Source organism: Paenibacillus rigui (genome assembly GCF_002234615.1).
Lineage (GTDB): Bacteria > Bacillota > Bacilli > Paenibacillales > NBRC-103111 > Paenibacillus_S > Paenibacillus_S rigui.
This window is the reverse complement of record NZ_NMQW01000017.1, coordinates 132,288-151,807: the sequence shown is the minus strand read 5'-3', so window position 1 is coordinate 151,807 and position 19,520 is coordinate 132,288. Positions and strand designations below refer to the sequence as shown.

Genomic DNA, 19,520 nt, shown 5'->3' with positions numbered 1-19,520 from the left:
TTGTTGTTTCAGGAAACATAGCGCCGTTCGGAGGGAACACTCAGCACTTAGCACTCAACACTCCCTCGAATAAGAAAGCCGTCGGTTCATTCCATAGGGGATGAGACCGGCGGCTTTGCTGTTTATTCTGAGGGGTGAATGAGCCTGTATATCACGGCCACGGCTTCACCGCGCGTCATTTTTTGATCGGGGCGGAAGCTTCCATCTTCATAGCCGTTGAACAGTCCGGCCTGCTGAACTGCGCGAATCGCATCGTTGGCCCAGTAATCGCCGGTGACATCCGTAAAGGCCGTGCCGTCCATGGGCTTGAGGATCTCGCTGCGAGACAGAATGGCGGCAATCTCCGCCCTCGTAATGGTAGCCTTAGGTCGGAAGGTGCCGTCAGGGTATCCGTTAATGAGTCCGTATTCTACGGCCGTAATAATATAGGTTAGATTATCCTTGCCGATGTCATTTAGATCCGTGAATTCGGACACGGTGTTGTTGGATAAGAACAGCTCCTTGGATTTTACGAAATAACGGACAAACTCGGCACGGGTAATATTTTGATTCGGCTTGAACGATAGGGTGCCTTCCGGCTTGTTTTTGTAGCCGTCGATATATTTTTTGTCGAAAAGCTCTTTAATTTCATTTTGTGCCCAGTATCCTTGGATATCATTAAATTCCGTTGCGGATCCGTTCAGAGCCATAATATATTCGCTTACAGCCTTATATTCTGCCTCGGTTAACGTCCCGGGCGCATTTTGCGGCATCCGGGTGCTGATGAAGTCGTAGGCCTTGTCATAGGTCGGGAACTTTTTGTTAAACTGCGCGCTGACAAGCGAAGGATATTTGCCGGCACCCTGGCCTTCGGCGGCATGGCACGACAAGCAGTGCTGCTCATAAACGGCTGCGCCAGTTTCCGGGTCTTGAATAGCTGCGGCTTGAATGATATCCGGTTTCTTCATATGATCATATAACACTGCGCCTCCGCTCATAGCAGCCAAGCCCAGGAAAAGCAGGGAGACGCGACGAAGGTTCGATTTGAGCCGCATGGGGCACCGCCTTTACAATCGAGGATAAACCTAATTATATATGAAAACCATGACAGAAGTGTGAAAAATATTACATTTTTTAAAGCAGGATTCGACGCAAAAAGACGAAGAAAAAACCGCTCCTCCGATAGGAAGAAGCGGTTCCTCTGGTTACATATGCTGGCACAGCCGGGGACAGTTACGGGTTCTTCGCATTGTTCAAAGACGAGTCATCTCCGCGTTTATGATCGACCATTTTCTCGATCCATGGGGTCATCTCATCCTTGATCTTCGTAATCAATTGGTCTTTGCTAATCCCTTGAGCCTGAGCGATCTCGGTCAAAGATTTGCCTGCTTTAAGCTGAGTCTGGAGCTGATCCTCCGTCAGGTTCAGCAGGGCGGCAAGCTTGTCAGGCGCAGGTATGCCTTTGTTCATCCCGTGGCCCTTTCCTCTGTGGAACTCGCCAAAGCCTTTATGGTTTACCATAAATTTCAGATGGCTCTCCATATTCGCTTTGATTTTGTCCGCTTGCTCTTTTTTCAGCTTGCCAGCCTGTACGGCCTCATCGATCTTCTTGCTGCGCTCCACTTGAAGCTTGGCGATCAGATCAGCTTCGCTGACGCCCTTCTCTTTGGCTATTTCGACCAATGACTTGTCTTTCATGGCGGCAGCTAAAGTATCCTTATCGATACCAAGAACGGCAGCGGCCTCTTCCGTTAAGCTGGACTGCGCACTCATCCGGCCATTTCCGTCTTTGACGAACGGCTTGGCCTGCCCGTCGCCCTTGTTGTGCTTCGACTGCTTGTCATGAGCCTGCGTTCCTTCGGCTTGCTGCACCGCGGTTGTATCGGTGGTCTCGGCTTGTGCCCGTTGATTCGTCGTGTAAAGTACCCCTCCGCCAAGCAGTAGCGCGAGAGCCAAGCTGGTCACGATTGCTTTTTTACTGGAAAAAGGTTTCATTTCGCATGTCCACCTCTCACATTTGTTATGGGATATGTAACCAACTATAGCATAGACAGGAATGCTTATCGAAATCTAAATAGAAGCTGAAGATAACCTAAATTTTTGTGAAGGTGCGCCCGGACTAGTGTACCGCGTTCATCGCTATTTGATACAAAGGCATCAAGGTTTGGACGGCCTGCTCGGTAAGCTTCATAAAAGCGTCGCCGTCCGCAACAACCGGGTTATCCGACATGAGCTGCAAACCGATCAGCAGCTCCGCCTTCTTCACATCGCGGAATCGGACAAGGGCGGCTTCCAGCTCCGCGTCCGTTAGTTCACGCAGTGTTTCCGCGTCCTTTTTCATATGATCGAATGAAAGCATGTATTGGCTGGGCAGTATCGCCTTGATTTCATCGAGACGGTCAAGAAACTTCTGGGCGATGATTTGCTTGTTCGGAAGCTCATAGATCAGTGCAAGCCAAATGAAAACGCGATCCTCGAACAATCCTACCTGGAAATGGGGATACTGCTTGTAGCCGCGCTTGTTATGGCAAACGGCCATCCATGTATCGACGGGTGCATTGACGGTTCGCCGGGCATGCTTGGCAATATGGAGATGCATCTCGGACCCTGAAAGGACAGCCGCTTCTTGAACCAGTGTCTCACCGATCGCTTTGAATTTGGGCTGGATGCGGGATTGAATGCCTTCCATGCGTCCTTCCAGACCTGGAATGGTAAATACATCGAAATCAGCTTGGGTAAAGCCTTGAAAAGTTGCAGTCACAGTGAGATCCTCCTACCGATCTATGAAGTAAGGTATAGTGTGAAAAAATGGTTAACCGGATATGGTTACTATATCATATTGCAGTCTGTTGAGGCGAACGGGATATCGGATTTTGTCGACGGCCCCAAGCTGACCTAAAAAAAACACAAGTAAGAAGAAAGGGATTCCATTGTTGTAACCTGTGAAAGTCATTAGGATAAAGGTATACAAGGTGCAAATGGCTAACGAATGAGAAGGGGGACCTGTACACAAAGTAAAAGCATAAAGAAAAGCTGACCTCACCTTGTCGAATTCTAAAAAAATGACAACTGGAACCAAATTCATTCCATTGTTTGGGGCAGACGGTCCTTTTACAATGTAACTATCATGAAAGCGCTGTTACTATGGCGCGCAGCTTCACACTCATAGGGAGAAAAGGGGTATTGGAATGAAGAAATGGATGAAGGTAGGTATGGCTTCGGTCCTTGCGGTCACAACGCTTTCCGCGTGTGCCAAATCACCTGAAGCACCGGCAGCAGAGGGCGGCAAAAGCAACGAGAAAACCAAATTCTCCATCTCGATGCGTACGCTGGCATTTAACTATGTGGAAAAGTCAGCCAACATCAACGAAGACAAGTGGGTAAAACGACTCGAAGAGAAAACAAATACAGATCTGGATATCGTCCTGGTGCCCCACAAGGAATTCGAGCAAAAAATGGCGCAAATGTTTGCCACCAATGACATTCCCGATGTTGTACAGGGCAGCGGGGGCATCGCAGGCAAGGAAATGGCGGGTTCCGTTCAGGCGGGCGTATTCATGCCTTTGGACGATTTGCTGCAAAAATACGGACAAAACCTGTTGAAGAAGATCCCGAAGGAAGCTTGGGCCAAGCAAACGTTCCAGGGCAAAATCTATGCGATTCCTGAGTTTTTATCCAATCCTTCCCGCCGCGCCACCGTCATCCGCAAGGATTTGTTGGATAAAGCGGGGCTTCCGGTTCCAAAGACAGTGGATGAGTACTTGAACGTGCTGCGCAAATTCAAAGAAATGGGCGTAGAGAATCCGTACCAGGGTCGGGAAAACTTCAAATATGCCGATACGTTCTTCGGTCCGTATGATGTGTATCCTTACATGTCGATGTTCATGCAGCAGGGAGATCAGATCGTTCCTAAGTTTTTCAACAGCGAGAACATGATGAAAGCGCTGCAAACCTACAAAACCATGTTTGATGAGGGCTTGATCAACAAGGAGTTCGCGACAATTAACCCGACGATATACAAAAACTCCATCCTGGCCGGGAAATCCGGGATCTGGTCGATGAATGCGAACGAAGTACTGCAGTGGGAGCAGCAATTGAAGGCTAACATGCCTACGGCCAAGCTGGAGGTAATCCCTTCGCCAATCGGTCCGGACGGCAAAGGCGGTTCATATTTGTATAACTCCGTTACCCGCGCGTACTTCATCAACAAAAATGTGAAAAATGCGGAAGGCATTATTAAGTTCTTCGACTGGATGCTGTCCGATGAAGCTGAGAAATTTTTCACGTTCGGTGTAGAAGGCGAGAATTACACGATGGATAACGGCAAGATCAACTACAAAACACCTACGGATCCTCAAGCCGTCGATGAAGAGCGCTACCGCCAGGCATTCTTGTGGATGGTTCAGGATACGACATACAACAAAGGTACGCTCAGCTTGACTGAAGACGGTAAGAAGCTGATGAATATTTATGATACAATATTGGCAAAAGAAGGACGTGACGGTATCCAATTCGATCCGCGACTGGAGTCCTATGTGAAAAATCCGGATATTTCTCCGGAATCCGACTACGCGGCACCTGTGCTTTTGCAGCATATGGTCAAAATGGTATATGGCAAAGAGCCGATTTCCGATTGGCCTAAAGTGTTGGAAGAATGGAAATCCAAGGGCGGCAAAGACGTAATTAAAGAAGCAACCGATAAATTTAACAAAAAAGATCCGAATGTGACCATCAGCATGCCGCGCCGTTAACCATAAGTCATCCAGGCGCAGGCTTATGACATTCGCCCAAAAGCTCCTCACGCTTAACGGCGTGGGGAGTACGTTTTTAACCATTACATCCAGGGGGCGTTCCTATGTACAAAGTTTTGATTGCAGACGATGAACCGATGATCCGTAAAGGGCTGGAAAAGCTGATAGGGCAGTCAGGACAGCCCTTGGGCAGCCTGCGTCTGGCTGACAACGGATTGGAGGCGCTGCGGCAAATCCGAGAGGAGCGTCCCGATTTCTTATTTACCGACATCCGTATGCCGAAGATGGATGGGTTGGAGCTGTGCCGTCAGGTGGCGGAGCTGGACCCGGACATTCAAATCGTGGTGGTGTCAGGCTACAACGATTTTGAATATGCCCAGAAATGCCTGTCCTACGGTGTGAAGGAATACCTGCTTAAGCCCATTAGCAAAAAAGCCGTGGAAGCGGCGTTGTCCAAGCTTGTGCACCTGCATGCGGTTCAAAAATCCCAAGCCTTCGTTTCCGTCAAACGGCTTGAACAATGGGTAGGTACGGCCGAAGCAGCGGTATGGTCCTTGCAAACCGCGGCACTGCGGGAGGTACTGGAAGAAGTGAAGCAGGAGCTGCGCTCGTGCAGGCTCAAGCTGAGCCATCTGCTCGACGTGCTGGAGGAATTTTCAGGGCTGCTGTATCAGAAGCTGAACACGCGTGATGTCTTCGCGTTTACCGAACGATTGCAGCTGCACGATGTGGCAAGCGAGGAGGAAGCTTGGAGCCGGTTTGAGGATAGTCTTGAGCAGCTGCTGGAGGGCTTGAAGATCAAGCGCAAGGGGAAATTGAAGGATCCGGTAGAGGAAGCCAAGCAATATATTGAAGAGCATCTGGCGGAGGATGTATCGCTTGAGGAAGTGGCGGAGCGTATCGGCCTGAACGCTTCGTATTTCAGCCAGCTTTTCAAGCAATCAACCCAGGAAACCTTCGTTCAATACCGGACCCGGCGCCGGATTGAGCGGGCCAAGAAGCTGCTGGCGCAGCCGCATTATCGCATTACGGATATTTCCGGTGAGGTCGGCTATGCAGATCATCCGCATTTTACAAAGACCTTCAAGAAGTATACAGGGTGTCTGCCCTCCGAGTACCGGAACAAGCTGGGGATTGAGTAATGAGGAAACGTTCACTTTCCGCGCAAATTTTCAGCTATTTTCTCATTGTGATTGTCCTTTCGGTCGCTTCTTTGGGCGTCGTTTCCTATCTTCAATCCTCCCGTGCGCTGGACGGTCAGGTTGAGCAATATATGGAGCAGATGATTGAAGGCGCAGCCTACCAGACGGATATTTATTTGCAGACCTATGAATTGTTAAGCAATGCATTCTCATCGAATTCGGATGTCAGGGCTTTTTTTGAGATCGGTGCGGAAGATTCGTACGAGTATTATTATTACTCGGATCAAATCAGAAGATTTGCCCTGAGCTCGGTGCAATCGATCGTCACACTGTATAAACAGCTGAATGCCATCTACGTGGTCGGTCAGCAGGGCAGGGCCTTTATTTATGACAATCAAAATTTTCTGATTCAGGACACGAATATGGTCAGCGAGAAATATAACCAGCTCATGAGCCTGATTCCGAGCAACGGCAAAATCGTGCTGCTGGACATGAGTCTGCGTCCTGAGGATCAAGGCACCGTGGTGACGATGGCTCGAAAGGTGCGCGGCGCCGCTTATGATGAGTTCAAAGGAATCGTCGCTATCGAGTTCAAGCTTCAGGAGCTGGCCAAAATTTGGGACCGGGTCAATATCGGTAAGGAAGGCTATTTCTTCATTCTGGATGAGAGCGGAAATGCGATTTACCTTCCGCCCAATGTGAACCCCGGCAAGGATGCGCTCAAGGAGCTGTCCAATCATTTGAGCACTAGCGAGAATAAAGTTTTTACTTCGAAGTTTAATGGGGAAAACCGGATGTTCGTGGCCCGAAAGTCGGATTACTCCAAATGGCAGCTCGTCGTGTCGATGCCGGTGGAGGAGCTTCGCAAGCCGATCTCTACGATCCGGACGACGACAATTGCTGTTGGATTGGCTACGCTGATCCTGGCGCTCTACTTGGCTTATCGGTTCGGACGCTCCATTCTGGCTCCGATTCGGGAGCTGAAGGACAGCATGAGGGAGACGGAAAAGGGGAACTGGCAGCATATCGAGGAGATCGGTCGTACCGATGAAATCGGAGGCTTGATTCACAGCTATAACCTGATGGTGACCCGGCTATCTCAAATGATTGATAAAGTATACGCAGCCGAGCTGCAGCAGCAGAAGGATGCATTGCAAATCCAGGAGGCCGAGCTGGAAAGGCATCGGGCCGAATTTCAGACACTGCAAATGCAGATTAATCCGCACTTTTTGTATAACACGCTGGAAACGATCAACTGCTACGCGATTGTACAGGATTCGCATGAGATTACGGAGATGGTCGAAGCGATGGCATTCATGCTGCGTTATTCGATTCAGACGAATCTCGAGGAAATTACTGTGGCCAACGAGCTGAACCATGTTCGGAATTACATGATTATTTTACAGCACCGGATTGACCGCGAGTTTGAGATTGACGTGATCATTCCGCCCAACCTGCTGTTGGAAAAAATGGTTCGGCTGACGCTGCAGCCTGTGGTGGAAAATATTTTCCAGCATGCGTTCCCGAATGGGATTGAACCGCATCATGTTATTCGTATCGATGCCGTGAAAAAGAACGGCTTGTTCCAGGTTATCGTTGAGGACAATGGGGCCGGCATTTCGTTGGAGCGTCTGCAGGCATTACAGGAGAGGTTAAAGCTGAACCGCTTGTCGGAGGAAGAGTTTGCGAACGGCAATCGCCGTCGCGGTGGAATTGGTCTCATGAACGTCCATCGGCGCATTCAAATGGTGTTTGGCGAACAATATGGATTGCAGGTGGAAAGTGTTTGGGGACAAGGAAGCCGTATCATATTGAACATGCCTGAGCAGTCGAATCACATCAAATTATAAAACCTATGGGGAGGAATTGTACTATGAATACGCAATTAACTGGAAAAATCGCTTTGGTGACAGGCTCGAACGCAGGAATCGGACGGGGGGTCGCGCTGCTGCTTGCAGCGAACGGAGCAAAAGTCGGCGTCACTTATTTGAATAATAAAGAGCAGGGCGAAGAAACGGTTGCGCTGATTCGCCAAGCGGGAGGCCAAGCAGAACTGTTCCAAGCCGATGTGACCGATCTAGGGGAAATTGACCGTTTGGTGAGCGACGTGGAAAAAGCATTCGACGGTACGGTCGATATTCTCGTCAACAATGCGGGACATATGGTGAAGCGCGTGCCTACGGCGGAAATGACGGAAGACATGTATGACAAAGTATTGAACGTGAATTTCAAAAGCACTGTTTTTATGTGCAAGCGTGTGCTGCCTGGCATGAAGTCCAAAGGCGCAGGCCGCATCGTGAACATGTCTTCTGTCGCGGCACATAACGGCGGAGGTCCCGGTTCCGGCATTTATGCAGCAAGCAAAGCGGCGGTGACGGCCTACTCCAAAAACTTGGCCAAAGAAGTCGCCGGCCATGGCATTACGGTCAACCTCGTTTCGCCTGGCTTTATCGGTCAGACGGCATTCCATGCCACCTTTACGACGGATGAAGGACGTAAGGCTACCGTGAACGGCATTCCATTGCAGCGTGAAGGCACGCCGGACGATGTGGCAGGTGCTGTGCTGTATCTCGTTTCCGATCTGGCGGCTTACCTGACTGGGGAAACGATCGAGATCAACGGGGGGATGTTCATGCGATGAGAATATCGGAGAAGCTTACAACCACAGCATGGGCCCCCGGCCTGCTGCTTCAGCTGAAGGCGGAGCTCGATGAGCTCTCCGCCAGAGGCAGCCTTAACATCCCTGAGGAGCCCGGGGGATGGTGGCATCAATACGTGTGTCCCCACCACCACACGGAGCTTCTGTTTGACCCGGCCGAACGCGACGCGCATGCGTTCGGCTGCCCGCACGGCTGCCGCATCGAGGGAGACGCGTACCGGGGCGCATGGCTGGTGTTCAAGCACCAGGCCATTGCGCGGTACGCGCTCCAGGCGGCAGCGGTCTTCGCGGGAACGAAGGAGCCGGCTTACGCGGATCTCGCGAAGCGGATCCTCGTAAGCTATGCGGCGCAGTTCCCGCTGTACCCTGTGCATCCCGATGCGCAGCCGTGGATGCTGAAGGGCCGCGCGTTCCACCAGGCGCTGACGGAAGCGATCTGGGCCACCACGCTGCTGCGGGCCTACGTGCTGCTGCAGGATGAAGGCGTGGCCTTCACCTCGGAGGAGCAGCGCCATATGGATACGTTCCTGGCTATGCTGGAATCCAGCATGACGCAGTATCGCTACATCTTGATTCACGAGAAGAAGAATGCCGAGAACAATTACACGGCATGGCTGAATGCAGCGCTCTCCTGCGTGTATGCAGCGCGTGGAGAGGTCGAGCCTTTGAAAGCGCTTATCGAAGGCGAGGGCGGGTGGAGACACCATCTATCGATAGGTGTGAAGCCGGATCATTTTGAATTTGAAGGTGCGACTTACTATCATATTTTTGTGCTTAGGGCTTATCTAATCAGCGCTGAAATGGCGGAGCGGTTCGGAATCGACTTGTATCATGAAGAAGGACAGCAGGGGCAAAGCATGCAGGGGATGTTCGAGGTGCTGATCGGATTGGCCGATACGCAAGGACTGCTGCCCGCCTTGCATGACGGACCGATGGCTCGTCTGCCTTTTGCCAGAGAAATCGCGGAAATTATGGAGATCGGGCTTTCCTATTATGCGAATGTGGCGCTGCCCGCCTCGACGCTCGTGGAACCGGACACCGGTGTGAGCGCATATGCGGCTTTGCTAGGTGAAGTGTATCGGCAGATGACGGGGGAACGCCGCCGCAGCACGCTGGAAGCACTGATGTACGGCGAAGGCGACGTCGAGCTCGCGCAGAGCATGCCGAACCGAAGCTCGCTCTTTCTTGAGCATTCCGGTTTCGTGGCAGGGCGGATAGCCGGCAACAAGCTATCATTCCTGGCGGATTTCGGCGAGCATGGCGGTTCTCACGGCCATTACGACAAGCTGCACTTGAGCTTGCACCATACAGCAGGGGCACTGTCCCCGGATCTCGGAATGGTTCCTTACGGCTCTGCGCTTCGCAAGGCGTGGTTTGCCGAGACGGCAAGCCATAATACGGTTTCCGTCGGCGGAGCTTCTCAGGCGCCCCATCAAGGCTCGTGCAAGCGGTATGAAGCGACACCGGAATCCGTTTCTGTCTGGCTTCACTCCGAAGGGGCTTATGAAGGCTGTCTCATGGATCGCCATCTTCACTTGACCCCTGATTGGCTGGTGGACTGGTTCGAGGTGTCCCTAACCCGTGAGAACACGATGGACTGGTGGATGCACGCGCTGCAAGCGCCCGAGGGCGTTGAAGGCGGCTGGCTGCCGACGCAATTGAATTCATCGGAGACAGCCGTCAGTGCAGCTGGGGAGGCAGCTCCCGACGCTGCAGGCTATGATCTTGTTCGGCTTCAAGGAAGCTATCACCAGGATGCGGCTTCGGACCGAATCGTCCTAAGGTACGCTGTTGGCACGGAAGCAGAGGCTTCTTATGTATACCAAACCATTGCTGCCATACCGGATGCCAAGCTGCTTTCCATCGAAACACCGGGTACCTCGATCGATCCGAGCCGGCCGTTAAGTGGTCTCTTACAGCGTCAGCAAGGCAAGCACGGTAGATTTATACAAGTTTATACCGTCGGTGAGCCCGCCGAGCTGGAGTGGATACCGGCAGGTACCGGGAACGGAGCTTCTCCGCGCTTGATTGTACGGTCCGGATCGAAAGAAATCGGCTATGAATTGCATCCGGAGCAAGGATTGACCGTGTTACGGAGGATCGGAGCATGAGTACAAACCCGCACCTAAGCAGACCTTTATATCAGCCGCAGAGCGGCGTGTTAACCGTGCAATATGTCCCGAATGAACAGACCGTTTTATTCGAAAATCCGCCGCGGTTTACATGGATCCCCGCACAGCTGGAGAAAGACAGCTATGTGTTGCAGTATTCCGCATCGGCACAATTCGAGCCGGATGTGACGGTGACGATTCAGCCGATTGCTTTTAACCTGTATACGCCGGAGCATGCTTTGGCGCCAGGCACTTATTATTGGAGGTATGCGCTTCTCCTCTCCGATGAGGAGAGGGTTGAAGCGGGGGGAGCGGAGCAAACGGAGTGGAGTCTGATACGCTCCTTTACCGTACCCGAGGGACTTCCGGAAACACCGCTGCCGAGCCGCGAGAATCGGTTTGCGGCAGTTTCTGCTGCCCATCCGCGTCTCTGGCTGCAGGCGGAAGAGCTGCCGAATTTCCGCCAAAAGGTGAGGCTGGATCCTTCCTTTTGCGGCTGGGACGCCTTCTATGAGCGATCCGTCAAGCCTTGGACGGAGCGAGAGCTGATACCGGAGCCCTTGCCTTACCCGAATCACAAACGGGTAGCAAGCCTATGGCGTCAAATGTACATTGACTGTCAGGAAGCGCTGTATGCCATTCGCCATTTGAGTGTCGCCGGGGTCGTGCTTGAGGATGAGGCCCTGCTGGAACGGGCCAAGACGTGGCTGCTGCATGTGGCAGCATGGAATCCGGAAGGGCCAACCTCCAGAGATTACAACGATGAGGCATCGTTTCGCGTCGCGGGAGCTCTGGCATGGGGCTACGATTGGTTGCATGCCTATCTGACTGCAGAGGAACGCGAGCTTGTGCGGGCCATGCTGCTGAAGCGGACGCATCAGGTGGCTTTTCACGTGATTGACCGTTCCAAAATTCATCAGGTTCCGTTCGACAGCCATGCCGTCCGATCGCTTTCTTCCGTCCTCGTCCCTTGCTGCCTGGCTATGCTGGGCGAGGAGGCACAGGCCAACGAGTGGCTGGATTACACGGTTGAATACTATGCAGGCCTATACTCCCCTTGGGGCGGAATGGACGGCGGCTGGGCGGAAGGACCGATGTACTGGACGACCGGGATGGCGTTCGTTACCGAAGCAATAAATTTGTTGAAGAAAACGACCGGCATCGATTTCTATCAGCGTCCGTTTTTCCGCAAAACCGGTGACTTCCCCTTGTACTGCTTCAGTCCGGATACGCTTCGAGCCAGCTTCGGAGATCAGTCTACCCTGGGAGATCCGGTCAGCTTGAAAACCGGCTTCAACATTAGACAATTTGCAGGAATTACAGGAAATCCATTGTACCAATGGTACTTTGAGCAAACGAAGCAGACGGATACCGGTTCGGAAATGAAATTTTACAATTATGGCTGGTGGGATTTCCGGTTCGATGAAATGATGTATTTGCATGATTATCCTTTGGTGGAAGCACAAGCCCCAACGGACATCGAGCCGGTCAAATGGTTCCGGGATATCGGCTGGGTGGCATTCCACTCGCACATGGATCAGCCGGATCGGCATATCATGCTGCTTACAAAAAGCAGTCCTTATGGCTCGATCAGCCACAGCCACGGGGATCAGAACGGCTTTCTGCTGCATGCCTTCGGTGAGCCTTTGGCCATTGAGAGCGGACATTATGTAGCCTTTGGCAGCACCATGCATATGAACTGGCGCAGACAAACCCGTTCGACGAACTCGATTCTGATCGATGGTATTGGCCAATTTGCAGGAACCGACAAGGTGAGAAACATGGCGGCCAGCGGCAAAGTGGAAAGTGTCGAAACCCACAAGACGTATACGTATTCCCGTTGTGATGCGACGGCAGCCTACGCAGAGCATGTTCCCTACCTGCAGAGGTATGTTCGGGAGCTGTACTTTGTCCAGCAGTCGTATATCGTCGTGGTAGACCACGTGGACTTGGCGCAGCCGGGGCGGGTGGATTGGCTGTTCCACACGCTGTACGAGATGAAGCTGGACGGACAGTCCTTCAAGGTGAGAGGACAGAAGGCGGACATGGAAGGAAGGTTCGTTTATAGCTCAAGTGGAGACCTGCAGCTGTCCCAAACGAACGTTTATACGGATGTCGATCCGAAGGAAATCGAAGGCTTAAGCGAGCAGTGGCATTTGACTGCTTCGACGAAGGCGGCAGATCGCCATCGCCTTGTCACGCTCTTGGTGCCTACGCCTAAGAATGAACCGAAATATGTGTCCTTTTTCATGGATGACCAAGGCCATGGCGTGCATTTATATTTTACCGATAACGGTGTCACGCAAAAAGTCGAGGTTCCGAAGCTATAGCGATCAACGGGGTCGTTTCAGCCCCCATTCCTTGCTCGCACTGTTGACGCGGCAAGGCTTGGGGCTGAACGGCCCGAATTTAATCGGGATGAGGGATGATGTAAGCATGAACCGTAACCGTAAGCGGAAAGCATCTGGGTTCAAGAACAAAGCATGGATAATTGCCGCGTTAAGTCTATTGATTTTGCCCCAAACCAGCTATGCCTTCGATTATTCCTCCTACAAAGGCCTACAGCTTGTCAATCCGTCCATGATACCGCCAGAATCGAAAACATCCGATCAAGATAAGAAAATCGATGGGTTACAAAGTAAACTAAGCGATCCGGCTGTGCTACTTGGGGCTTTGCCAAAAATGGAAGCGCATCCAAGTCTCTGGTTTACGGCTGACAAGTTGCCTGAATACCAAGCACGCCGCCTTGTCAAAGGATCTTATTATGAGCAGTTGTGGATGCAGCTGAACACCACGATTGACAGTACCTATGGCCAGCTCGACTATGCCGATCCCAAGCTTCACGAGAATGACCGGAGCCGCGGGGCCAAGCTGCTTGCTTTTGCCTACATGATGGTCAAAGACGATCCACAGACAAGCGACGAGCGTAAGCATAGGCTGCTGAGGCAGGCGATTGCTGCCATTACGCATATGTACACGGGCACTGTAGCCGAACGGACCAAGGATGACGGGGACATTTATTGGGCCACCTATTTGCAAAATTACGCTGAGGCCTATGATTGGTTATATTCCGAGCTGTCTGCCGGCGAGGAGCAGGAAGCCCGCGGCCGTCTGAAAAAAGAAGCGCAGTTTATCGCCGACTGGTTAATCACGCCGCAGCCGCCGCGACCGCATAATCATCGGTCCAAGCCTGCTTTAGGCTTAGGCACGGTTGCTCTTACCTTATCGCAGGAGCCGGAGGCCCAGTACTGGCTGAATTTGGCAATAGAGCGGACTTATAACACGTTTGATTTTCAGTTCAGCGCCGACGGTATTTCCCGCGAAGGGGCGCATTATGGACAATTTACGCTTGTGAACCTGATTCCGTTCTTATGGCATTATAAAAATACAGTCGGATTCGACGCTCCCGACGAGCTATCGCCACAGCATCTGATTAACCAGGTGCAGCCCCTTTTTGAATGGGCGGTCAAAACAAGAATGGGCAACGGCTGGCTGCCCAACACGGAAGACAGCTATGTGAAGCCTTACGCCACGCATATGGCGGCAGGGTTGTATAAATCGACACCGGCCCCGCAGTACGGCAAGGAGCTGAAGCTATCGGAGGTACTGCAATGGAGCTACAAAAACACGCATATCTATTTGCCCGACTATACGGGAGCCACGTCCCAATATCAGATCGGAATCGATGAATATCTTACATACGACGCTGCAATTGAAGCTAAACGGCCAACCGTGTCCCGAACGATGTTTATGAACGGCGGGATGAATCCGGATACAGGCAAGCCATACGGGGGCAATGCAATTCTCGGAAATCAGTGGAACGGGAAGGAGGAGGAGGGGGGGCAGAATACGCTCTGGCTCATGCTTAACGGTACGCCTGAATCGGATAATCATCAGCATCAGGATCAGCTTCAGTTTGATATCTATGGGCAGAATGCCTTATTCGCGACCGATACCGGATACGGCCAGTACAGTGCCTTCAATTCGTACCTCAAAACGCCCGCAGCACATAACCTGATTACGATGAATGGTCGAAGCACCCGCAATGAGACGGATCCTTATCAACCGCTTCGCTCCGCATACGAAATCGATACGGCCCATTTTGACTTTGCCCAAAAGGAGGGCGATTTCGTTGCGGACGATAAGTCCGTGATAGGGACGCATCGCCGGGCCGTCGCCTTTCCGGGACAGCAATATTTTGTCGTTGCGGATCAGGTGAGCTCCCGGGCCGGATCGGCCAGCTTTGACATGTATCTGCATAGCTTGGGTGCGCTTCGCTTGAATGGAAACCATGCCGAATGGTCGATTACGAAGGCAATGAATCCCGAGTTGACCGAGAAGCCTCCGGGGGATAAGGAAGCATCGGTTCCGAATTACGGTTTGCAGGAAGCCAAGCTGGACACCTTTATTTTCCCGTCCAATGTCCCGGTTCAACCGAAGGATGGAGTCATCAGCTTGTTCAAAGAAGATATCCGGGATACGTATATCCGGGTTCCGGCTCAAACGGACCATGCCCAGTACCTGACGGTTCTCGTACCGCAGCAGTTGGACCAGCCTGCACCGTCTGTCCAAGATTTAAGCACGGACAGCTATACCGCCGCAAGAATCAGGATTGGGCCTTCCGAGGATACGTATCTGCTTCACGATCAAAAAGAAACGAAGTCCGTCGCAGCCGGACATCTACGCTCTGACGCCGGCTTTGCCTGGCTCCGGGAAACAAACGGACAAGTTACGGATCTGATGCTGCGCGAAGGGCAGATGGCATCCGTCCAAGGTAAAGCCCTCGTACAATCCTCTGTCCCGGTGACGCTGACACAGCAGATAACGGCTTCGGAAATACACGGAACCGTATCGGATTTACAGGATAGCGCCGAGCTATCCATTGGGATTCCGTCAGGCCGGCAAGTCGTTAGCGTAAGCTCGCAGGAGGGGAATGCCATTCCTTTCACTGTGGTCTCGGGCCAGGTTCAGTTTAAGCAGAGCGTCTCCGGTGCTTACCGGATTGCGTTGGCGGAATCCGGAGTATCGGCCCTTCCAACGGCAGATCATCCTGCTGCGGCGTTTACTGCGGATGCCTTGTCGGGATATGGGGCGAGGGGGACGGCAGAACGCAAGGTTCAGTTCGATGCGGCCGCAAGCTCCGGTCAGCAGCTGACGTACAGCTGGAGCTTTGGGGATGGCACCTCTGCAGAAGGACTGCATCCCGAGAAAACGTACCGCACCTTCGGTACGTTCCTCGTCAACTTGACGATTACGGATGAGAAAGGGCGGACGGACAGTAAGACGATGCTTGTAGATAACAAGGATCCGAACCAAGCGCCCGTCGCTGCATTTACGACGGATGTGAGCGTAGGACGCCCGCCGTTGACCGTACATCTGAATGCGGCAGATTCTTACGATCCGGACAGCTCACTTGGCGATCGAGTCCGCACTTATAGCTGGAATTTCGGCGACGGCAGCCCGGTGCTAGCTGGGGAAGATAAGCTTCAAGCAGAGCATACGTATGAGAAGGCAGGCTCTTACACTATTACGCTGACGGTTACGGACGAGCTGGGGAAGGAAAGCCAAACGACGACTTCGATTGAGGCAGGCAGTGCGTACGGTTATTTCGTGGCGGATCTGAAGCAGCCGGAGGATGAGAATGTATACGTTCTGCTGGAGGCTGAACAAATTACGTACAACTCCAGTACGGGGGACGATCAGATTTCGATTGTACCGGATCCGAAAGCTTCCGGCGGAGCCTACGTCAAGGTAGGGAGCCAGGTGCCGGATGCCACCAGCAGCAAGATTCTCGATTCAGCCTATAAAGATACGCTGCCTGCTAATAAAATACCTGAAGGCACCCCTTATGTCGAGTATGAGTTCAAGGTGAAGCACGCCGGTGCTTACCAGGTTCATCTTTTCTCCCAGGGAGCTTCCACAACGACTGCAGGCTCGCTATTTATTCAATTCGACGGGTCGGATTTAAAGCGGGTGACGCTTAAAGATAACGATTGGAAGCGGGCCTTCGATAACACGCAATTTAATCTGGATGAAGGGACGCATGTACTTCGCGTTTACTCCCGCAAGGGAGGAGCGGATTGGGACCGGGTGCTGCTCACGACAGACGGCATTACCCATACCAAGGTGCAAAGCACGCTAATTCCGGTTCTGGAGCCGTCCCACCCGGTACCGCCTCCGGAAGTTCAGTCATAACCTGGTGTTGAAAAAAATACAGCCCTGTTTCCGTTAATGGAACACAGGGCTTTTTACTGACTTCGAAGAGCAGGTTTCTGTTTGATCGGAAACTTGTAATATAAAAAAAGCATCCCTATTGCTTAGGGCTGCTGGAAGTGTTACAATGAATTTTGCTATGTATTCGTTTGGAAGTGAACCCGTACATTAATATCCTAATAAGATTATATCACAAGGAAACCCTCAATGTCAAATGCAATTGAAGATTGGTTTTGCACAAGTATACTCTGGTAAAGGGGCGATTCGGTGAGTTTGACAAATAAGGATTGGTTGGAAGAGAAGCAGCGGGTGCAAGAGGTTATCGGCAGCATTGAACAAAGGATAAGACAATTAGAGGCTGAGACCGGGGAAGTGAAGACGGAGGTTGTTGAGATCCGCAAACATTTCTGGGATGAAGTGACGGTGAACTTAAGCACTTCGGAGGATATGATAGAAACCCATTTCAGCTTGCGCCAGCAGGCTGAGGTATTGTCTGAAAGAGAGCGAAGCTACCGGCAGGCGGCTGCCACGCTCAAGAAGCTGAGACGGCTCGTTCGTTCTCCGTATTTCGGGCGCATCGATTTTCGGGAGGAGGGAAGCGGGGAGTCATCGCCCGAACCGATTTATCTTGGTATCACTTCTTTCCGGGATGAAGAGGGAGACCGTTTTCTTGTTTATGACTGGCGTGCCCCTGTATCCAGCTTGTATTATGACTATCCTCCAGGTCCGGCAAAGTATGAGACGCCTGGCGGCGAAATTACCGGAGAGCTCCTCTTGAAACGTCAATATGTCATTCGTGACGGCGGCATCCACTGGATGTTTGATACCGGGATTACCATTGGAGACGAATTGCTTCAGCAGGTGCTGAGCCGGAATTCGGATGCTCAGATGAAGAGTATTGTAGCCACGATCCAAAAGGAGCAAAATCAGATTATCCGCAATGACCGGAGCCGTCTGTTGATCGTGCAAGGTGCAGCAGGAAGCGGGAAAACATCCGCCGCGCTGCAGCGTGTCGCATATTTGCTGTACAAATACCGGGGTCATTTAACAGCAGACCAGATGGTGCTGTTTTCTCCGAATCCGATGTTTAACAGCTATGTTTCCACCGTACTGCCAGAGCTCGGCGAGGAAAATATGCAGCAAACGACGTTCCAGGAATATTTGGAGCGGCGGCTGGGCAAAGATTTCAAAGTCGAGGATCCCTTCGACCAGATGGAATATGTATTGACAAGCGAAGGGCAGCCAGGTTATAACGGCAGGCTGCAGGGCATTGAATATAAATCTTCCGACGATTTTTTCCGCGTGCTGCTTGCTTATAAGGATCGACTGGAAGCCGAGGGCATGCTGTTCAAGCCGGTGAAGTTCCGCGGCAACAATATCGTATCGGCTGCGCAGCTGAAAGAAAAGTTTTACGAGTATGATTCTTCGATCCGTTTGACGAATCGAATTGTACTGCTCCGGGATTGGCTGTTGAAGGAAGTGGCCTCTTTCGAGCTTACGCAGCGTAATGAGCCGTGGGTAGAGGAAGAGATTGAACTTCTGGAGCCTGAGGATTACCAGCGTGCCTACGCCAGGGTCCGAAAGATGCAAAAGGACAAGGAAGAAACCTTCGATGATTTCGAGAAGGAGAAGGAGCTGTTGGCCAAGGTTATCGTTCATGAACGGCTAAAGCCGGTACGCAAACGGCTGAAGCAGCTTAAATTCGTTCATGTTCGCGCTTTGTATCGTCAGCTGTTCACGGACTCCCAGCTGCTTGCCGAGCTGATGAAAGGCACGGGAGGAACGATGCCGGAGCTATGGTCCGACATTTGTGAAGCTACGATCGCAAAGCTGGAGCAATCCGAGCTTTCCTTCGAGGACGCGACGCCGTATTTGTTTCTGCTGGAGCTGGTTCAAGGCTTTCAAACCAATACTTCCGTTCGCCATGTAATCGTCGATGAAGTGCAGGATTATTCCCCGTTTCAGCTTGAATTTTTGAAAAGGCTGTTTCCCCGAAGCCGCATGACAGCGCTTGGGGATTTGAATCAAGCGATTTATGCTCATGGTTCGGCATTGGGCGAACTGGAGCCGTTAACGAGGCTGTACGGGCCGGACCAGACCGAGCTGATCCGATTGACGCGAAGCTATCGGTCTACAAAAGAAATCGTTGAGTTTACCCGCGGTATGGTCCCGGGTGGGGATGCGATTATCCCGTTTAACCGGGCCGGGGCGAAGCCGGAGGTGATGGCAGGCGCAGGCAGAGAATGGCTGCATGAGGCAATTGCTTCACGAATCGAAGCGCTGCGTTCCGATGGCTGTGAATCAGTCGCCATCATCTGTAAGACGGCAGGGGAGAGTGTGGAGGCTTTCGCAGCCCTGCAAAACCGGGTCGCTGGGCTTCGCCTGGTAACGAAGGATACCCAAGGCTTCGAGCAGGGGGTTGTCGTCATTCCCGCCTATTTGGCTAAGGGGGTAGAATTCGACGCGGTGCTTATCTATGATGGCTCGAAGAGACGATACAGCCGCGAGAGTGAACGGAAGCTGTTCTATACAGCTTGCACCAGGGCGATGCATTTCCTGTACGTGTATAGCCCGGATCAGGATTTAAGTCCGTTCATTACTGAACAAAAGGCAGATACGTATGTCATGATGCCGGGTGTGTAGTCAGGCTTGCAGCCTCCAATTG

General features: G+C 52.0%; 11 protein-coding genes. 8 read left to right on the top strand and 3 right to left on the bottom strand.

Annotation, left to right across the window (positions count from 1 at the left end; genetic code table 11):
• Positions 1-122: 122 nt before the first annotated feature.
• The 3 genes from CF651_RS11905 to CF651_RS11895 all read right to left on the bottom strand — a co-directional run bounded on the left by CF651_RS11905 (position 123) and on the right by CF651_RS11895 (position 2,740).
• Positions 123-1,034 (bottom strand): S-layer homology domain-containing protein, encoded by a 912-nt coding sequence (locus tag CF651_RS11905; RefSeq protein ID WP_094015080.1) that lies wholly within the window; start codon positions 1,032-1,034, stop codon positions 123-125.
• Positions 1,035-1,212: 178 nt separating this feature from the next.
• The gene (locus CF651_RS11900) at positions 1,213-1,974 is read right to left on the bottom strand and encodes a DUF2680 domain-containing protein (protein WP_094015079.1); all 762 of its coding nucleotides are present in this window, start codon (positions 1,972-1,974) and stop codon (positions 1,213-1,215) included.
• Positions 1,975-2,098: 124 nt separating this feature from the next.
• A complete protein-coding gene (locus CF651_RS11895) occupies positions 2,099-2,740 on the bottom strand; it encodes a DUF1054 domain-containing protein (protein WP_094015078.1) in 642 nt (213 codons plus the stop codon).
• A 427-nt stretch (positions 2,741-3,167) separates the two neighbouring features.
• Between CF651_RS11895 and CF651_RS11890 the strand changes: the two genes are divergently transcribed.
• The 8 genes from CF651_RS11890 (at position 3,168) to helD (ending at position 19,498) form a co-directional block, all read left to right on the top strand.
• Entirely contained in the window at positions 3,168-4,730 is a 1,563-nt protein-coding gene (locus tag CF651_RS11890) for an extracellular solute-binding protein (protein ID WP_094015077.1), read from the top strand.
• Between the two features lie 104 nt (positions 4,731-4,834).
• Positions 4,835-5,872, top strand: coding sequence for a response regulator transcription factor (locus tag CF651_RS11885; protein WP_094015076.1), 1,038 nt, complete (start codon positions 4,835-4,837; stop codon positions 5,870-5,872).
• Positions 5,872-7,722, top strand: coding sequence for a cache domain-containing sensor histidine kinase (locus CF651_RS11880; RefSeq protein ID WP_094015075.1), 1,851 nt, complete (start codon positions 5,872-5,874; stop codon positions 7,720-7,722). Before CF651_RS11885 ends, CF651_RS11880 begins: the two co-directional genes overlap by 1 nt.
• Positions 7,723-7,745: 23 nt before the next feature.
• Positions 7,746-8,513, top strand: a complete 768-nt coding sequence (locus tag CF651_RS11875; protein ID WP_094015074.1) for an SDR family NAD(P)-dependent oxidoreductase — start codon at positions 7,746-7,748, stop codon at positions 8,511-8,513.
• The gene (locus CF651_RS11870; RefSeq protein WP_094015073.1) at positions 8,510-10,642 is read left to right on the top strand and encodes a heparinase II/III domain-containing protein; all 2,133 of its coding nucleotides are present in this window, start codon (positions 8,510-8,512) and stop codon (positions 10,640-10,642) included. The genes CF651_RS11875 and CF651_RS11870 overlap by 4 nt, the downstream gene beginning before the upstream one ends.
• On the top strand, positions 10,639-12,972 hold the full coding sequence (locus tag CF651_RS11865) for a DUF4962 domain-containing protein (RefSeq protein ID WP_094015072.1): 2,334 nt from the start codon (positions 10,639-10,641) through the stop codon (positions 12,970-12,972). Before CF651_RS11870 ends, CF651_RS11865 begins: the two co-directional genes overlap by 4 nt.
• 106 nt (positions 12,973-13,078) lie before the next feature.
• Positions 13,079-16,837: a PKD domain-containing protein gene (locus tag CF651_RS11860; RefSeq protein ID WP_179232779.1), complete on the top strand. Its 3,759-nt coding sequence runs from the start codon at positions 13,079-13,081 to the stop codon at positions 16,835-16,837.
• Between the two features lie 285 nt (positions 16,838-17,122).
• A complete protein-coding gene (gene helD / locus CF651_RS11855; RefSeq protein WP_094015070.1) occupies positions 17,123-19,498 on the top strand; it encodes an RNA polymerase recycling motor HelD in 2,376 nt (791 codons plus the stop codon).
• Positions 19,499-19,520: the final 22 nt, after the last annotated feature.